Annotated in this window: 15 protein-coding genes and 1 tRNA gene; 9 read left to right on the forward strand and 7 right to left on the reverse strand. The window is 64.7% G+C overall.

The features are described from left to right. Positions 1-85 precede the first annotated feature (85 nt). Positions 86-160, forward strand: a tRNA-Val gene (locus ACH2DG_RS16240). 131 nt (positions 161-291) lie between these two features. On the opposite strand, the gene ACH2DG_RS16245 is transcribed toward ACH2DG_RS16240, so the two are convergent. The 5 genes from ACH2DG_RS16245 to ACH2DG_RS16265 all read right to left on the reverse strand — a co-directional run bounded on the left by ACH2DG_RS16245 (position 292) and on the right by ACH2DG_RS16265 (position 3,692). Beyond that, positions 292-1,662 (reverse strand): TolC family outer membrane protein, encoded by a 1,371-nt coding sequence (locus ACH2DG_RS16245; protein ID WP_395027432.1) that lies wholly within the window; start codon positions 1,660-1,662, stop codon positions 292-294. Between the two features lie 75 nt (positions 1,663-1,737). Then, the gene (locus tag ACH2DG_RS16250) at positions 1,738-2,073 is read right to left on the reverse strand and encodes a rhodanese-like domain-containing protein (protein ID WP_184711620.1); all 336 of its coding nucleotides are present in this window, start codon (positions 2,071-2,073) and stop codon (positions 1,738-1,740) included. A gap of 58 nt (positions 2,074-2,131) precedes the next feature. Next, complete coding sequence (locus ACH2DG_RS16255; protein ID WP_395027433.1) at positions 2,132-2,845, reverse strand: protein-L-isoaspartate O-methyltransferase; 714 nt, start codon at positions 2,843-2,845, stop codon at positions 2,132-2,134. Continuing rightward, on the reverse strand, positions 2,842-3,015 hold the full coding sequence (locus ACH2DG_RS16260; protein WP_395027434.1) for a hypothetical protein: 174 nt from the start codon (positions 3,013-3,015) through the stop codon (positions 2,842-2,844). Before ACH2DG_RS16260 ends, ACH2DG_RS16255 begins: the two co-directional genes overlap by 4 nt. Next, entirely contained in the window at positions 3,012-3,692 is a 681-nt protein-coding gene (locus ACH2DG_RS16265; protein ID WP_395027435.1) for a TetR/AcrR family transcriptional regulator, read from the reverse strand. Before ACH2DG_RS16265 ends, ACH2DG_RS16260 begins: the two co-directional genes overlap by 4 nt. 242 nt (positions 3,693-3,934) lie before the next feature. On the opposite strand from ACH2DG_RS16265, the gene msrA reads away from it, so the two are divergent. Beyond that, positions 3,935-4,486, forward strand: a complete 552-nt coding sequence (msrA, locus tag ACH2DG_RS16270) for a peptide-methionine (S)-S-oxide reductase MsrA (protein WP_395027436.1) — start codon at positions 3,935-3,937, stop codon at positions 4,484-4,486. Between the two features lie 73 nt (positions 4,487-4,559). Next, positions 4,560-5,036 carry a Fur family transcriptional regulator gene (locus ACH2DG_RS16275; protein WP_395027438.1) on the forward strand — a complete coding sequence of 159 codons (477 nt, stop codon included), beginning with the start codon at positions 4,560-4,562 and terminating at the stop codon, positions 5,034-5,036. 34 nt (positions 5,037-5,070) lie between these two features. Here the strand turns inward: ACH2DG_RS16275 and ACH2DG_RS16280 are convergent, their stop codons facing one another. Next, positions 5,071-6,030, reverse strand: coding sequence for a DMT family transporter (locus tag ACH2DG_RS16280; protein ID WP_395027439.1), 960 nt, complete (start codon positions 6,028-6,030; stop codon positions 5,071-5,073). A 359-nt stretch (positions 6,031-6,389) separates the two neighbouring features. Between ACH2DG_RS16280 and ACH2DG_RS16285 the strand changes: the two genes are divergently transcribed. The 3 genes from ACH2DG_RS16285 to ACH2DG_RS16295 all read left to right on the forward strand — a co-directional run bounded on the left by ACH2DG_RS16285 (position 6,390) and on the right by ACH2DG_RS16295 (position 10,570). Further along, positions 6,390-7,778: a phosphomannomutase/phosphoglucomutase gene (locus ACH2DG_RS16285; protein WP_395027440.1), complete on the forward strand. Its 1,389-nt coding sequence runs from the start codon at positions 6,390-6,392 to the stop codon at positions 7,776-7,778. 39 nt (positions 7,779-7,817) lie between these two features. Further along, a complete protein-coding gene (locus ACH2DG_RS16290) occupies positions 7,818-9,230 on the forward strand; it encodes a 3-deoxy-D-manno-octulosonic acid transferase (RefSeq protein WP_395027441.1) in 1,413 nt (470 codons plus the stop codon). Positions 9,231-9,385: 155 nt separating this feature from the next. Then, complete coding sequence (locus ACH2DG_RS16295; RefSeq protein WP_395027442.1) at positions 9,386-10,570, forward strand: CynX/NimT family MFS transporter; 1,185 nt, start codon at positions 9,386-9,388, stop codon at positions 10,568-10,570. Positions 10,571-10,708: 138 nt separating this feature from the next. Here the strand turns inward: ACH2DG_RS16295 and soxR are convergent, their stop codons facing one another. Beyond that, positions 10,709-11,257 carry a redox-sensitive transcriptional activator SoxR gene (gene soxR, locus ACH2DG_RS16300; RefSeq protein ID WP_395027444.1) on the reverse strand — a complete coding sequence of 183 codons (549 nt, stop codon included), beginning with the start codon at positions 11,255-11,257 and terminating at the stop codon, positions 10,709-10,711. 216 nt (positions 11,258-11,473) lie between these two features. Between soxR and ACH2DG_RS16305 the strand changes: the two genes are divergently transcribed. The 3 genes from ACH2DG_RS16305 to ACH2DG_RS16315 are packed head-to-tail and all read left to right on the forward strand — an operon-like array spanning position 11,474 to position 17,354. Further along, a complete protein-coding gene (locus ACH2DG_RS16305; RefSeq protein WP_395027446.1) occupies positions 11,474-12,694 on the forward strand; it encodes an efflux RND transporter periplasmic adaptor subunit in 1,221 nt (406 codons plus the stop codon). 12 nt (positions 12,695-12,706) lie between these two features. Further along, positions 12,707-15,892: an efflux RND transporter permease subunit gene (locus tag ACH2DG_RS16310; RefSeq protein ID WP_395027447.1), complete on the forward strand. Its 3,186-nt coding sequence runs from the start codon at positions 12,707-12,709 to the stop codon at positions 15,890-15,892. After that, positions 15,885-17,354 (forward strand): efflux transporter outer membrane subunit, encoded by a 1,470-nt coding sequence (locus ACH2DG_RS16315; RefSeq protein ID WP_395027448.1) that lies wholly within the window; start codon positions 15,885-15,887, stop codon positions 17,352-17,354. The genes ACH2DG_RS16310 and ACH2DG_RS16315 overlap by 8 nt, the downstream gene beginning before the upstream one ends. Positions 17,355-17,649 lie beyond the last annotated feature (295 nt).

Here is a 17,649-nt window from a genome sequence, read left to right on the forward strand (position 1 = left end):
GCCTTCACACGGCAGGGGTCACATGTTCGATCCATGTATCACCCACCAGTTTTTTGGAAAGTGGCCTGCAAAGGCGGCTTTCTTCGGGTGATTAGCTCAGCGGTAGAGCACTGCCTTCACACGGCAGGGGTCACATGTTCGATCCATGTATCACCCACCAACAAAGTCAAAAGGCCTGGTGCACATACCAGGCCTTTTTATTTTCATCGCGCTACGAATCCGTGACTATCTCGCACCCGGGCCGCATTTGCGGCCCTTGCTGCCTCTGTGGCGGTGGCTGCTGCTGCAGCCTCAGGGTTTCGCGGGGGGTTGTGGTTTGGCCAGCAGCAGATCGACGGCGCGAACATCGTCCAGTGTCAGATTGCCGCTCGCCTGCTTGAGCTTGAATTGGCCCAGCAGGGTGTTGTAGCGCGCCTGCGCCAGATCGCGCTTGGTCTGGAACAGCTGGCTCTGGGCATTGAGCACGTCGATGTTGATGCGCACGCCAACTTCGTAGCCGGTGCGGTTGGCGTCCAGCGCAAGCTGGCTGCTGGCCTCGGCTGCTTCCAGAGCCTTGACCTGGCTGGCACTCGACTGCACGCCGAAAAAGGCACTGCGTACGGTTTGCGTCACCGTGCGGCGCGCGTTGTCCAGGTCGGCCTCTGCCTTGGTTTCCAGGGCCACGGTTTCCTTGACCCGGTTCTGCACGGCAAAGCCGGAGAAGAGCGGCACATTCAGCACGACGCCCACCGTGCCCTGGTTGGCGTTATAGCCATTGGTGGGCATGGTGATGCTGCCCTTGGGGTAGAACTGCCGGCCTACGCTGGCCTGCAGGTCAACGGTGGGCAGGTGGCCGGTTTCGGCCTTTTTCGTGTCGAGCCGGGCATTGTCGACCGCCAGTTGTGCAATGCGGATCTGCAACTGATCGGCCTGGGCCTGATCGACCCAGGGAAGCACGCTGTCGGGCATGAGCGCAGGCAGCCTGGCGGGCTGCTGCAGCGGCCAGGGCTGGTTGCCGGGCATGCCGACCACATTGTCGAGCGCGAGCCGCTTGACAGTCAGATCGTTGTCGGCGGCAATTTCCTGGGCGCGGACGAGGTCGAAACGGGCTTCGGCCTCGCGCGAATCGGTGATGGTGGCGGTGCCCACATCAAAATTGCGCTTGGCGGCGGCCAGTTGCTCCTGCACCGCCGCTTTCTGTGCCTGCACGAAGCGCATGGTGTCTTCGGCAGCTAGCACATCAAAATAGGCCTGGGCCACCCGTACCAGCAAGTCCTGGGCTGCGGCGTCAAGCTGAAGCCTGGCGATGTTGGCGCCGAGCTTTCCCTGCTCCAGTGCAATGCGGTTGGCGGGCCGGTACAGCGGCTGGCTGGCAACCAGGCCCAGTTGGTGGTTGGGGCCGGTGATCGTCAGCTCCGGCTTGCTGACTTCGGTGCGGCTGTATTGCGACTGCGCCTGCAGGGCGACCTGTGGCAGCAGTCCCGCACGGGCCTGCTCTGCGCGGCTGATGGCGGCGTCCACATTGGCGCGCGCGGCCAGCCATGCAGCGTCGTAGCCGCTGGCCTGCTCGGCCATCTGCGACAGGCTCTGGCTGTGGGCGGCAGTGCCGCCCACAGCGAGCAATGCGCCTGCAATGCAGGTGTGGAGCCACAAGAGGCGGGGCAGGGCAGGTGCTGGGCGCATGGTAGGTCAGGAGATGGGGCGCAGGCGCTTGTTCATCCAGCGCAGGCGGCTCTGAGTTGACGGGTCTTGCGGGTCTTAGTAGCGAGGAACGCGGGGGTCGCGCTCTGCGCTCCACAGGTCGATGCCGCCCGTGATGTTGGACACCTCGGTAAAGCCGTTCTGCGTGAGGAAATGCGCCACCTGCAGGCTGCGCATGCCGTGGTGGCACAGGCAGGCAATCGGGCGGTCTTCGTCCAGCTGCGAGAGGGCAGCCGGGATCTGCTGCATGGGAATGTTCAGCAGCTCGAAGCCATCGGGGCTGACCGAGGCGGTCTGCACTTCCCAGGGCTCGCGCACATCCAGCACCAGGGGTTGTGCCCCGGCGTGGCGGGCCAGCCATTCTTGCAGTTGTGCAGGGCGGATTTGCTCCATAGCTTTCTTTCCGCCATGCAGCCGCACAAGGGGCTGCTGCATGGCAATGGGTGCGAGGTCAGAACTTGAAGCGCGGCGCTTCCGGGAAACCCTTGAGGCGTGCCACGACGATATCCCAAGGCTGGCTCACGTCGATCTTGCCGTTGGTGCGGGTGTACAGCGTGGTGCGCATCATCGGCTCATTGCCGACAAAGGCGATCAGGCGGCCGCCTTCGTTGAGCTTGTCAAAGAAGGCTGCCGGTACTTCGTGCACCGAGCCGCTGAGCACGATCACGTCGTAGGTGCCACCGATGGCCTTGACATTGGAGCCGTCATCGAGCACTACGTCCACATTCCTGATCTGCGCACGGTGCAGATTGGCGCGGGCCAGCTCGACCAGGGCTGGCTCGATCTCGATGGTGGTGACCTGCTTGGCCAGGCGCGACATCAGCGCAGCCATGTAGCCCGATCCGGTGCCGATCTCGAGCACGTTGTCGTTGGGCTGCAGCTTCAGGTCCTGCAGCACACGGGCTTCGACGCGCGGAGGCATCATGCAGTGGCCGTTGGCGATGGCCTCTTCGCCATCGTCGCCAAGCAGCGGCAACTGGATGTCCATGAAAGCCATGTCCTGCAGGCCATCGGGTACGAACTCTTCGCGGCGCAGGGTGCCGATGAGCTCGAGCACCTGCTCATCACCCAGGCTCCAGGGGCGCACCTGCTGCTCCACCATGTTGTAGCGTGCGAGCTGGTACTTATCACTTCCATTCGTGACCATGTTCAAGGGCAAACTCATTCCAGACTCCAGTTGACTTGTGGGGTGAGATAAAACGATGACAAACCCCTGATTTTAGGCTGCTTACGCCGCTTGCGCGGGTTGGCACCGCTTTTGCACCAACCATTGCGCAAAATCATTGGCTTGGCAGCGTTGAAATGCGGCAGGGCGGGGCAAGGCGCGGCCTTCATGGGAGGGCACCTTCGGCGTCGGGGGCGAGGCCGCGCACCAGGGTGTCGGCCTGCAGCCGCAAGAATGCCGGTACGTCAAACTGCGGGTTGGGCAGGCACAGCCCGCCCGAGCTTTGGGCAATGGCGCAGAAGATCAGCGGGGCCAGTACCAGGGTGGTGCCGTACCCCACATCCATGGCGCGCAACTCGCCCCGGTCGATGCCGCGCTGCAAAATGCGCTCGACCAGGCGATTGCCCGGCACGACCACTTCCTGCCGGTAGAACGCGGCAATCTCGGGAAAATTGTTGGCCTCGGCCATCACGAGGTGCGGCAGGCCACAGGCCTTGGTGGCGCCGATGCGCGTCCACCAGACCTCGTAGCAATAGTGGATCAGGCTGGCGGTGTCATTCTGGTAGTTGTCCAGCTCCAGGCTCCATTCGGCAAAGCGGTCGGCCAGCACATGACGCACGACGGCCTTGAACAGATCCTGCTTGCTGGGAAAGTACAGGAAGAGCGTGCCCTTGGAGACCCCCGCAAGCCGCGCCACTTCCTCCACCTTGGTGGCGGCATACCCCTTGCTGACAAACAGATCGAGCGCGGCGTCCAGCAGTTCGCCCGGGCGCGCTTCTTTGCGCCTGCTTCTTCGAGCAGGTGCAGAGCTGGTGCCCGGTGGAAGGTCGGAGGTGGGAGTGCCCATGTGAACAGAAGGAAATCAGTGCCAGGAGGAGAGATGGCGTATACCCCAAAGGCCAGGAAAAATTACTGACCCGTTGGTTATTAATGTAGTGGCGCAGTTCCTTGCCGTCAAGCCCGAGCGGCTCTTGAATGGCCTGGAGGCCGCCCGCAAATAAAGCCATGCGCTGACGAAATGGGCCACATTTTCTCTGGTACAACAGTCAGCCATACCGTCACTTGTTGCATATGTCTCCTGGAGCACGCATGGCCATCGAAGAACGTTCCACTACCGAAAAAATCTATCTGGCGGGAGGGTGCTTCTGGTGCACCGAAGCCGTGTTCTCACGGGTGCGCGGCGTCCAGAGTGTGACCAGCGGCTATGCCAACGGCCATGTGGACCAACCCAGCTATGAAGCGGTTTGCAGCGGCACCACTGGCCACGCCGAGTGCATTGAGCTGGTGTTCGAGCCGGGCGTGCTGCCGCTTGCGCAGGTGCTGCAGATATTCTTCGCCACGCACGATCCGACCACCCCCAATCGCCAGGGCAATGATGTGGGCACGCAATACCGCAGCGGCATCTACACCACCAGTGCAGAGCAATTGGCAGCAGTGCGCGCATTCGTTCAGCAGCTGGCAGACGGCGGCCAGTTCGGCGCGCCGGTGGTGACCGAAGTGGCACCGCTCAGCCAATTCTGGCCAGCTGAAATCTACCACCAGGAGTATTTCGACAACAATCCCCGCCAGCCATACTGCCAATACGTGGTCAGCCCCAAGGTGGACAAGCTGGAAACCCGCTTTGCCAGCTGGCTGAAATAGGTGGCAATGCCTGTGCATGCATTTGGACAGGCATAATGCAACACAATTGCATCAGCATTGGTTCATTCGCCCCATGTCCGCACGTACCCCCTCCACCACAACTGCTGCCCTGCGTGTAGACGCGCTGCCCGCCGGCATGCGCGCAACGCGTGCCACCAAGGCCTTGCTGGCCCTGGTGGCCGCGCAGCCGGACATGCAGTGGTCTGCTGCCGATGTACAGGCACGCCTGCAGAAAATGGGCGTGGATGTGAACCGGGTCACCACTTACCGTTTGCTCGACAGGCTGGCCGCCGCCGGAAGGCTGGTCAAGAGCGTGGACAGCGAACGCCTGACCCGCTATTCGGTGCCCACCCATGCCGAGGCACTGCACGTGCGCTACGAATGCACCGATTGCCACCAGGTGCAGGCGCTGGACGAGAGTGCCGATGCCCAGATTGCCCATGCCATGGCGCAGTACCTGCAGACCTTGCAGGGCCAGGGCCTGGCGCCTTCACAGAGTGAGCTGCGCCTGCAGGGACTGTGCGCCGACTGCAAATCAGGCCATCTCTAAGAAGGCATTGAAAGAAGCCTTTGCTGGGCGGCGCTCAGGCCTTCTTGGCCCCGATGAGCCCTGTCGAGAGCATGGTGCCTCCGATGATGATCGCTCCACAGCCCACCATCCAGGCCGTGATGGGCTCGGCCAGAAACCAATTGCCGTAGAGCAGGGCGAACACCGGCGCCAGGAAGGTCACCGCAATGGCCCGGCTGGGCCCGGCCGTCTGGATGATGCGGAAATACAGAATGTAGGCAATGCTGGTGCACAGCAGGGCCAGCGCCGCGACTGCCAGCCAAGACGACAGGGGCGGCATCTGCGCGGGCCACAGCGCCATGGTGGGCAGCAGCAGGCCAAGCGTAGCGCCAATCATGCTGCCGGTGGCCGTAGCCAGAGGCGGCACGCCCACCAGGTAGCGCTTGGCAAAACTGGCGGCAATGCCGTAGCTGAGCGATGCGCACAGGCAGGCGCCAATGGCGGTGTAGGCGGCCCAGCCGCCTCCGGTGCTTGCCGGCCGGTCATACAGGGCCAGCAGGGCGACGCCGGCAAAACCCATCAGAAGGCCGATGGCGCGCAGCGGCGTGATGCGGTCGCCCAGCCACAGCCAGGCCACCAGCGCGCCAAACAATGGCGCTGCGGCATTGAGTACCGAGGCCATGCCGGTGGGCATGTGCACCACGGCATAGGAAAACAGGGCAAACGGAATGGCCGAGTTGATGAGGCCCGAGAACAGCACTGGGCGCCAGTGCGCGCGCAGCGCGGGCCACTCGCCGCGCACCAGCATCACCGGCAGCAGAAACAGCGCGGCCAGCGCCACGCGCAGGCCTGCCGTGGGCACGGGGCCAAACTGCGAAGCGCCCAGGCGCATGAACAGAAACGATGCGCCCCACAGAACGGCGAGCACAACAAATTCCGGCAACCACCGCATGACGGGGATCGATGCGGCAGAGGGCAGGGCGGCTGGCGGAGAGACGGTCTGTGCCGGGGCTTGGGGCGTGGTGGTGCTGGGCATGGTGGGGGCGGGTCAGCGCAAAGCGGTTGTCACGGCAGGAAAAGGCCTCGGACAGATGCTGGCAATGGGTGCTGGTAACAGATGCTCCATGCTAGCGGGCGCGGGGGCGGTGATTGGTGACATTCTTGCGCCGAATTGATGCGTTGTGGTGATTGCTATTGATTCTATAGCTTGTAGTGCAAGTGTGCCGGGCACTCATGGCCTATCTCGCTCTCAACCCCTTTCGTTGGCAGGCCGGGGCCATGTGCCTTCTGGCCGGAAGCGGCTCACACAGTGCCTACAATAGCCTGCTCCCGGCATCGCGGCTTCCGAGCGAAGCCGTTTTTGTGTGCGCCGGGCCAACCAAAGGGTTTCGTACTGTGCCGATTTCTCCATCGATCTTCAAAGCCTATGACATTCGCGGCATTGTGCCCAGCACGCTGAACGAAAGCGTTGCGCTGAAACTCGGCCGCGCCTTTGGCCAGCAGGCCCTGGCCGCAGGCGAGATGGTGGTGGCCGTGGGCCGCGATGGCCGGCTATCGGGCGATGAACTCGGCCGCGCGCTGATCCAGGGCCTTGTGGAGGCGGGCGTCGAGGTGATCGACGTTGGCCGCGTCACGACGCCGATGCTGTACTTTGCGGCCAGCACCCTGTGCCACAGCGGCATCCAGATCACCGGTAGCCACAACCCCAAGGATTACAACGGCTTCAAGATGGTCATGGGTGGCCGTGCCATCTACGGCGACGAGATCCAGAAGCTGCGCCAGATCATGGAGAAGGAAGCCTGGCGCATGCAGGGCGGCGGCAAGGTGCGCGAGGCCGATGTGACGCAGGCCTACCAGGAGCGCATCGTGTCCGACGTGAAGCTCGCTCGCCCGATGAAAATCGTGGTCGACAGCGGCAACGGCATTGCCGGTGCCACGGCGCCAGGCATCTTCCGCGCCCTGGGCTGTGAGGTAACCGAGCTGTTTTCCGAGGTGGATGGCAATTTCCCCAACCACCACCCGGACCCCAGCAAGCCCGAGAACCTGAAAGACTTGATCGAGGCGCTGCAGAACTCCGACGCCGAGCTGGGCCTGGCCTTTGATGGCGACGGCGACCGCCTGGGCATCGTCACCAAGGACGGCCAGAACATCTTCCCCGACCGCCAGATGATGCTGTTTGCGCAGGATGTGCTCTCGCGGGTGCCTGGCGGCGAAATCATCTACGACGTGAAATGCTCGCAGCGCCTGGCGCCCGCCATCGAGGCGGCAGGCGGCAAGCCCGTCATGTTCAAGACCGGCCATTCGCTCATCAAGGCACGCATGCGCGAAACCAATGCACCGCTGGGTGGCGAGATGAGCGGGCACATCTTCTTCAAGGAACGCTGGTACGGCTTTGACGACGGCACCTACGCCGGCTGCCGCCTGCTGGAGATCCTGAGCCGCGCGCAAAACCCCAGCGCCGTGCTCAATGCCCTGCCCACCAGCTACAGCACGCCCGAGCTGAACGTGGCCTGCGAAGAGGGCGAGCCGCACAAGCTCACCGCCCAGTTGCAGGAAATGGCGCCTGCCGCCTTTGCCGCGCCTGCCGTCATCAACACCATTGACGGCCTGCGCGTCGACTGGCCCGATGGCTTTGGCCTCATCCGCGCAAGCAACACCACCCCGGTGCTGGTGCTGCGCTTCGAGGGCCACAACCAGGCAGCGCTGCACCGCATCGAGCAGGACATGAAAGCCCTGCTGCTGAAGGTCAAGCCCGATGCCGTGGTTGGCAGCGCTGCGCACTGACATCCCCGCCACCAACGCCAACGCCGCCAGGAAAGCGCCATGGGACTGAGCCTGATTCTCTACCGCTGTGCGGCGCGCCTGGCGCGGCCGCTGGTGCGGCGCAAGCTGGCTCGCCGCGCGGTGGCCGAGCCCGGTTACGCCCAAGCGGTGGAGCAGCGCTTTGGTGACTACGGTGATATCCCCTCCTACCAGGCGCTGCCCGATATGCCGCTGGTGTGGATTCACGCCGTCTCGCTGGGGGAGACGCGCGCTGCCGCCATTCTGCTGCGTGAGCTGCGCCTGCAGATCCCATCGCTGCGCCTGCTGCTCACCAACGGCACGGCCACCGGCCGGGAAGAGGGCAAGAAACTGCTGCTGCCCGGTGATATCCAGGTCTGGCAGCCATGGGACGACAAGGCAGCCGTGCGGTCCTTTCTGCGGCGCTTTCGACCCGCCATCGGCATACTGATGGAAACCGAGATGTGGCCGGGGCTCGTGGCCGAATGCCAGAAGGCCCATGTGCCGCTGGTGCTGGCCAATGCGCGGCTCAATGAAAAATCCTTGCGCGGCGCCAGGCGGCTTGCATGGCTCTCGCGCCCGGCCTACCAGGGACTGTCTGCCGTCATTGCCCAAAGTTACGCCGATGCTGCACGCCTGCGCGAGGTAGGGGCACCGGTGCAGGCCGTGCTGGGCAATCTGAAGTTCGACGTGCAGCCCGATCCCCAGCAACTGGGCCAGGGCCAGGCGTGGCGGCATGGCTCCCAAAAGCCGGTGGTCATGCTGGCCAGCAGCCGAGAGGGCGAGGAGCAGCTGTGGCTGGACGTGGTGTTGCAAAGCAAGGCGCTCGCGCCCGCCCAGCAGGCGCCAGATGCTATCAATAGCGAAGCGTCTCATGTCTTTGAGACGCCTTCTCAAAGCCTGTGCGCTGTGCAGTGGCTGATCGTGCCCCGGCATCCGCAGCGCTTTGACGAAGTGGAAAAGCTGCTCACCGCCGCGGGCCTGAGCGTATCGCGCCGCAGCCAGTGGCAGGATGGCCCGGGGGCTGCCGACGTGTGGCTGGGCGACAGCATGGGCGAGATGCAGCTGTACTATGGCCTGGCCGATGCAGCCCTGCTGGGCGGCAGCTTTGAACCCCTGGGCGGCCAGAACCTGATCGAGGCAGCCGCGTGTGGCTGCCCGGTGGTGATGGGGCCGCACACCTTCAACTTTACGCAGGCAGCTGCCAGCAGTGCCGAGGCCGGTGCTGCGCTGCGCGTTGACGGCATGGCGCAAGGCATTGCACAGGCCGTGCTGATTGCCACCCAGCCTGCGCTGCACAGCAGGATGCAGCAGGCCGCCTTGCAATTTGCGCACCACCACCGAGGGGCGGCCAATGCCAGCGCACAGATCATCGCCGCGCTGCTGGAGTCGACCGAAGGCTTTGTGAACACCGGTTTTGAAGCGTCGATCTTCGACGAAGAATCGCGCGGCTGACGGCTCCAGCCGCCCTGGAGCGGTCCTGGTGGCCGTGCACAGTGACTGCGCATAGCGACAGGCTCTGGGTGTCATAGCCAGAATTGGCATTGACTTCAAGTGCGCTTCAATTTTTAGACTGCAGGCCATTTCCTGTTCTTCTTGATCTGGCGGATATGCAAGCACAACCCCATCACACCTCCTGGCGCAACATTGCGCTGGCGATCTTCGCGTCACTCAATGCCGCCTTCCAGATTGGCAAGGCCATCATCGCGCTGCCACTTCTGCAAGGCGCGCCGCTGCACCTGAGCCTGCGGGAAACCGGACTGGTCATCTCGTCGCTTGCCATTGTGGGCGCCGTGCTGGCCATGCCGCTGGGCCTGATGGTTTCGCGCTTCGATGCGCGCAAGGTACTGTGCGCGGGGGTGGCGGTGCTGGCATTGACCAACTTTGCCGGCAGCTTCGCCACGGGGATCGGGTTGCTGATCGCGTCGCGCGTGGTGGAAGGCATTGCGGTGGTCGTGTTGCTGATCTGCGCGTCGAGCGTGGTGGGGCGCCAGGCCGCGCCCCGCGAGCGCGACCTGGCCATGGCGCTGTCGAGCACGGCGGTGCCCAGCGGCATTGCCCTCATGATGCTGGGCGCCACCGTGGCGGCGTCGCTGGGCTACCCCGTGTCCTGGCAGCTGCTGTGGCAGCTCAATGGCTGGCTGGCCGTGGCCAGTGGCGTCGTGCTGTGGCTGTGCCTGCCTGCCATGCCTGCGGTGGCGTCAACGGCCGTGGGCAGCGGCGCATGGAACGCTATCCGCAGTGTGGCGCAGGCGCGGGGGGCGCAGCTGATTGCGCTGTGTTTTGCGACGTACGCGATGATCTATTTCGCGTTTTCCGGCTTTCTCCCCTTGCTGCTGCGCGATCTGCTGGGCCTGTCCGCACGGCAGGCGGGCTATGTGAGCGCCGCCATCGTGGCAGTCAATGTGCTGGGCAATATCAGTGCCGGTGCGCTGATGCGGCGTGGCGTGGCGCCGCGCCGGGTGGTGGGGGCGGGCTTCACCATCGGTGCGGTGTGCATTGCGCTGCTGTTCTGGGTTCCACTGCCCATGCAGGCGTCCGTGGCCGTTGCCATGCTGATGACCGGGTGCATGGGCTCCATCCCGGGCGCCCTGACTGCAGGCGCGCCCAAGGCCGCGCCGAGCGCGGCGCTGGTGCCGCCCACCATTGGTTTCATGCTGCAGGGCAGCTATGTGGGGCAGTTGCTCGGGCCACTGGCGGCCGGCGTGCTGGCCCAGGCAGGAGGGTGGACGATGGTGGCCTGGATGCTGCTGGCCCTGGCCGCCTGCGGCGTGCTGCTGGCCCGCAAACTGTGAGGAGGGCGCGCGCTAAGGGGGCGCTGCGGGCGCGAGCAACACGCCCGGCCACGGTCTGATCGCGGTCTGAACACCGTCTGGCGCGAGCCGCTGCGCTGTTTTCTTCGTCAGTGGCGACAGCGATTACAGCGATTGCCTTCAACAGGCGCCTTGCGGTGCATCCCGATCCGCGTCCAGCCCATGCGGTGAAGGCCCTGCAGCGCATCCGTGGCAGCTTTCGTCCTGCGCGGGCACCAGCCGGTCGCCCAGCCAGACCCGGGGGCCGGCGCCTTTTTCTGCAATGCAGTCGGCGCGGTTGAAGATGTTGCACACCTTCATCGACAGGCAGCCGCAGCCAATGCAGTCTTCCAGACTTCTGCGCAGGTGCATCAGCTCCTGGATGCGTTCATCTACGCGGTTGATCCAGGTTTTCGAGATGCTGCTCCACTCATCGCCCGTAGGCGCATGGTGCTTGGGCAGCCCATCGAGCTGCGCGGCAATTTCTTCGAGCTGAAAACCCAGGCGCTGGGCAAACACGATGTAGGCCACCCGCCGCAGGCTGGAGCGCCGGTAGCGGCGGTGGCCCGCGCCGCTGCGCACGGATTCGATCAGACCCAGCGATTCGTAGTACCGCAATGCGGAGGCGTTGACCCCGCTGCGCTGCGCAATCATGCCGATCGGCAGCAGCTCATCATCCCCAGGATTCATGGTGGTAATCCATTTTTCAATTGACTTAAAGCTTACTTTAACTTGAAAAATGCGGCGCAGCAACGGGCAAAAGCAGGGTTTGTCTCTGTGTGGTCATTGCGGCCACGCTCGTGCTTTGCCTTCATGTCTGCCAGCACACCGGTCTGGCAGGCCAACGGATGGGGCTCCCTGTCGCGCCTGCGGTTCGGGTTTGCCGTCCACTCATGGAATTGAACAATGACATCAGCAATCAGCGCGCACTGGTTTGTGCGCACCGGCCTTGCAACCGCGGCCAGCATGGCGCTAGTCGGTTTAACCGCCTGCAAGCAGGCCAGCGGGGGGAGTGAACCTGCTGCCGCAGGCGAGCCGCCGCCAGCACAGGTCAGTACGGCGCAGGTGCAGTTGCATCCGGTGCAGCAGTGGGACAGCTTCAATGGCCGCATTGCCGCCAAGGAGAGTGTGGAGATCCGCCCCCGCGTGGGCGGCTACATCGACAGCGTGAACTTCAGCGAAGGGCAGGCCGTGCGCAAGGGGCAGGTGCTGTTCACCATTGATGCAAGGCCCTACAAGGCAACGCTGGCAAGCGCCCAGGCCCAGCTGCAGCGCGCCAAGGCGGCGCAGGCTCTGGCCAGAACGCAGGACCGGCGCGCCCGCGACCTGCTGGCAGACCGCGCCATCTCCGCCGAAGAGGCCGACAACCGCGCAGGCACCCTGGCGCAGACATCGGCAGAAGTGATGGCGGCAGAGGCCGCCGTGGCCGCCGCGCAGCTGGATCTGGGCTTTACCGAGGTGCGCTCGCCCATCAGCGGTGTGGCGGGGCGCGCTGTACTGACGGCGGGCAACCTGGCCCAGGCCAACCAGAGCGTGCTGTCCACCGTGGTGTCGCAAAACCCCGTGTATGTGTACTTTGATGCCGACGAGCAAAGCCTGCTGCGCAGCAGGCAGCAAAGGGCAACGAATGGAAGCGGGGGCGCAGGAGCAGCGCAGGTGCGCATCGGCCTTGCCAACGAAGACGGTTTTCCGCACACCGGCCAGGTGGGTTTTACCGACAACCGGCTCGATCCGCAGACGGGCACGCTCACCGTTCGCGCCACGCTCGCCAACGACCAGGGCCTCTTCACGCCCGGCATGTTTGCCCGCGTGCAGATGCAGGGGCGCAGCGATTTTCAGGCCGTATTGATCGACGACAAGGCGGTGCTGACCGACCAGGACCGCAAGTACGCCTACGTGGTGGGCGAGGGCGGCCGCGCTGAGCGGCGAGAGTTGAAACTGGGCCGCATGTTCGAGGGCCGGCGGATTGTGGAGGCAGGCCTGCAGGCGGGCGACCAGCTGGTGGTGGCAGGCATGCAGCGCATCTATTACCCAGGCATGCCGCTGGCCCCCAAGCCACAGGCCGAAGCGGGCAAGCCACAGGCGGCTCTGTCAGAAGAAAAACCGGCCACAGCGCCCGGCCAATAAGCGGAGGGTGCTATGGATTTTTCAAAATTCTTTATTGACAGGCCGATCTTTGCCATCGTGCTGTCGGTGATCATGTTCGCCGTTGGCCTGATTGCCATTCCGCAGCTGCCATCGGGCGAATACCCCGAAGTGGTGCCCCCGAGCGTGGTGGTGCGCGCCACCTACCCGGGCGCCAACCCCAAGGAGATTGCCGAGTCGGTGGCCGTGCCGCTGGAAGAGGCCATCAATGGCGTCGAAGGGCTGATGTACATGAAATCGGTTGCGGCGTCGGATGGCAGCCTGCAGGTCGTCTCTACCTTCCGCCCCGGCACCGACCCCGACGCAGCCGCCGTGCGCGTGCAAAACCGCGTGAGCCAGGCGCAAAGCCGCCTGCCCGAGGAAGTGCGGCAATACGGCATCACCACGCAAAAGCAGTCGGCCACGCCGCTCATGTACGTGGGCCTTGCATCGAACGACGGCAAGCTCGACACGCTCTACCTGCGCAACTACGTCACCTTGAAGGTCAAGGACGAGCTTGCGCGCCTGCCCGGCATTGGCGATGTCGGCGTGTATGGCTCGGGCGACTACGCCATGCGCATCTGGCTCGACCCGGACAAGGTGGCGGCCCGGCAGTTGACGGCCAACCAGGTGATTGCCGCCATACGCGAGCAGAACGTGCAGGTCTCCGCAGGCCAGTTGGGCGCCGAGCCCAGCACCAAGGGCACGGAGAAACTGCTGTCGATCAATGTGCAGGGGCGCCTCAAGACCGAGCAGGAGTTTGGCGACATCGTTCTGAAAACCGGCGCCGACGGCCAGATCGTGCGCCTTGCCGATGTGGCCCGCATTGAGCTGGGCGCCAGCGACTACACCCTGCGCGCCGCGCTGGACAACCAGAACATGGCGGCCATCGGCATCTTTCTGACGCCCGGGGCCAATGCGCTGGGTGTGGCTGACGAGGTATACAAGACGCTCGACCGGCTCTCGGCCACCCTGCCGCAGGGCGCTTCGTTTGAATACCTGTGGGATCCGACGGTGTTCGTGCGCGACTCCATTGAGGCGGTGCAGCGCACCCTGATCGAGGCGGTGATTCTGGTGGTGCTGGTCGTCATCGTCTTTTTGCAGACCTGGCGCGCCTCCATCATTCCGCTGCTGGCCGTGCCCGTGTCCATCATTGGAACGTTTGCCTGGCTCTACCTGCTGGGGTACTCGATCAACACCCTGACCCTGTTCGGGCTGGTGCTGGCCATCGGTATCGTGGTGGACGACGCCATCGTGGTGGTGGAGAACGTGGAGCGCTTCATTGAAAAAGGCCACAGCCCGCGAGAGGCTGCGCACCTGGCGATGAAGGAAGTGTCGGGCCCCATCATCGCCATTGCACTGGTGCTGTGTGCGGTGTTCGTGCCCATGGCGTTTCTCGATGGCATCACGGGCCAGTTCTACAAGCAGTTTGCGGTAACGATTGCAATCTCCACCGTCATCTCGGCGATCAACTCCCTCACGCTCTCGCCAGCGCTGGCCGCCAAGCTGCTGCAAGGCCACGGCGCGCGCAAGGATTGGCTGGCACGCGGCATGGATGCGGGCCTGGGCTGGTTCTTCCAGCGGTTCAACCGCATGTTCAATCGCAGCGCCAGCGGCTATGAAAAGGTTGTGGGGCGCTCGTTCAAGATGCGCGGGGTGGTATTTGTGGTGTACGTGGCGCTGCTGGGCGGCACGGCCTGGCTGTTCAACACCGTGCCCGGCGGCTTCATCCCCATGCAGGACAAGCTCTACCTCTTTGCCGGTGCCAAGCTGCCCGAAGGCGCATCGCTCAGCCGCACCGACGAGGTGACGCGCGAGCTCACCCAACATGCGCTGTCGGTGGAGGGCGTGCATTCCGTGCCCGCGTTCGCTGGCCTCAACGCCTTGCAGGGCACCAACACGCCCAACCTGACGAGCGCCTACGTCATCCTCAAACCCTTTGGCGAGCGCCAGCGCAGCGCCGCCGACATCAGCGCAGAGCTGAACGGCAAGCTCTCGGGCATGGATGGCGGCTTTGGCTATGCGCTCATGCCGCCGCCCATCCAGGGGCTGGGCAATGGCTCGGGCTACTCGCTGTTTCTGGAAGACCGGGCGGGCCTTGGCTATGCTGCGCTGCAGCAGGCGCTGGGCGCCTTCCAGGCCGAAATCGCCAAGACGCCGGGCATGCACTACCCGGTGAGCGCCTACCAGTCAAACATTCCGCAGCTGGAAGTCAAGGTGGACCGCACCAAGGCCAAGGCCCAGGGCGTGGCGCTGAACGACCTGTTCCAGACGCTGCAGGCCTACCTGGGGTCGGTGTATGTCAACGACTTCAACGCCTTTGGCCGCGTGTACCGCGTCATGCTGCAGGCCGATGCCGATTACCGCCAGACGGCAGAAGACATTGGCAGGCTGCAGACCCGCAACAGCCGGGGCGACATGGTGCCGCTCGCGTCCATGGTGAGCGTGGAGCCCAGCTATGGGCCCGACCCGGTGCTGCGCTACAACGGCTTTCCGGCAGCTGACCTGATTGGCGACGCCGACCCGCATGTGCTCTCGTCTGCCGAAACCCTGGCCAAGCTGCGCGAGATTGCCGACCGGGTGCTGCCACCGGGCATCGAGCTGGCCTGGACGGAGATGAGCTACCAACAGGTGGAGCAAAGCCATGCGGCAGCCATCGTCTTTGCGCTGGCCGTGATGCTCGTGTTCCTGGTGCTGGCGGCACTGTATGAGAGCTGGACCATGCCGCTCGCCGTCATCCTGATCGTGCCCGTGTGTATCTGCGCGGCGCTCTTTGGCGTGTGGCTCTCGGGCGGAGACAACAACGTCTTCGTGCAGGTGGGGCTCGTGGTGCTGATGGGCCTGGCCTGCAAGAACGCGATCCTGATCGTCGAATTTGCGCGCGAGCTGGAAATGCAGGGCGCCAGCATCTGGGACGCTGCGCGGGAGGCCTGCCGCCTGCGCCTGCGCCCCATCGTGATGACCTCGATTGCCTTCATCGCCGGGGCCGTGCCGCTGCTCATCGGCCATGGCGCAGGCGCCGAGGTGCGTGCCGCCACCGGCATCACCGTGTTCTCGGGCATGCTGGGCGTCACCATCTTCGGCCTGTTCCTCACACCCGTGTTCTACGTGACGCTGCGCAAGCTCAGCGGCACGCAACTGCGGCAGCATCCGCAAACCCCTTCTTCCGCAATTCCCCCTTCGGAGCATGTCCATGGCTAAACCCCTCCTGTTGAGCAGCATGACCCTGGCATGCAGCATGGCGCTGTCCGGCTGCGCCGTGGGGCCGGATTTCAAAAGCGCAGCACCCGCCGTGCAAACGCCCGCACAGTTTTCCCGGCAGGAGGCGAGGGCGGGGACTGATGCGGCCCCGCTGCCATCGGTCGACGTGCGCGACGCTGCCTTCTGGCGCGAATTTGGCGACGACACCCTCACAGCCCTGGTGCGCCAGGCACTGGGCGGCAACCACGACCTGGGCGCAGCCCTGGCACGCCTGCAGGCAGCCGATGCAGTGCTGAACGAGGCGCAGATGGAACGCTTTCCCACCGTCACCATGAATGCGGGCGCCACCCAGCAAAAGCAGAGCCAGGATCAGCTGAGCCCCGGCCAGCCGCGCTCCACCCGCAGCTACAACGCAGGCATTGCCGCGCAATGGGAGGTAGACCTGTTTGGCCGCGTGCGCCGCGCCGTGGAAGCGCAGCAGGCGCAAAGGCTGGCCACGCAGGCCGATCTGGCCGCGCTGCAGGTGGTGATTGCCGCGCAGGTGGCCGACAGCTACGCGCAGTTGCGTGGCACCCAGCTGCGGCTGCAGATTGCCCAGGCCAACGCCCGCAACCAGCGCGACACCCTGCAGCTGGTAGAGCGGCGCCTGCAGGCAGGCATGGCGACAGACCTGGACGCCAGCCGCGCCCGTGCCCTGCTGCTGGGCACCGAGGCGCGCCTTCCCAACCTGCAGGCGCAAGCCGCCGTGCTGCAGCACCGCCTGGCCGTGCTGGCAGGCCTGCCGCCGGGCGATCTGATCGCCATGCTGGACAGCGCCCAGGAACTGCCCCGCCTGCCCGCGGTGCCGCGCGCAGATACGCCTGGCGAACTGCTGCGCCGCCGCCCCGACATTGCGGCTGCCGAGGCACGCCTGCACGCCGCCACGGCGCGTGTGGGCGTGGCCACAGCCGACCTGTTTCCGCGCCTGTCCATCGGTGGGCTGCTGGGCAGCTTTGCGCTGGGCGGCAACGACCTCTTCAAAGGCAGCACGGCCACCAGCAGCGTCTTCCTGGGCGTGGACTGGTCGTTTCTGGACGTGGGCCGCGTGCGCGCCCGCATTGCGGCCAGCGAGGCGGGCGCTGCCGAATCCCTGGCGCAATACCAGCAAAGCGTGCTGCAGGCCCTGGAGGAAACCGAAAACGCCCTGGTGCGCGCCAACCGCAGCCGCGAAGAGCTGCAGGTATTGACCTCCGCCACGCAGCAGCGCGACAAGGCATCCAAACTCGCACAGCGCATGTACCAGGGTGGCACCATCGGCCTGTACGAAGTGCTCGACGCCCAACGCGAGCAACTCGCCGCCCAGGACGCCAGCTCGCAAAGCCAGGTGGAAGCCCTGCGCAACAGCATCGCCGTCTACAAGGCGCTGGCGGGAGGGTGGCAGGCTGGTGGTGAGGTGCGCGGTGCGGGGGGCGGCGAAGGCTGAGAGACGCCTGTGCATGAAATCCAAAGCCGCCTGAGGGAACTATCTCAGGCGGCTTTTTGATTGCGGGGCAGAGGTTGTTTGTCGATGTCTATTGCGTAGCGTTTGGTGCAAAGGGGTGTATCCAGCCAGAAGCTGTCGATCATCACGCCCGTTTGATCGGCCCCTTCAGGCAGATTTCAGCCCCTGAGCTTTGGCAAACCTGTGACCGCTGCCGCCGATACTGGTTGTTGTCGTGTTCAAGAACGAAAGTGGAAGCCAGCGCGGCCGCAGGTATTCGTACAGCGCGTTCGCGTCA

The organism is Comamonas odontotermitis, from assembly GCF_040396735.1.
Taxonomy (GTDB): domain Bacteria; phylum Pseudomonadota; class Gammaproteobacteria; order Burkholderiales; family Burkholderiaceae_C; genus Comamonas; species Comamonas odontotermitis_C.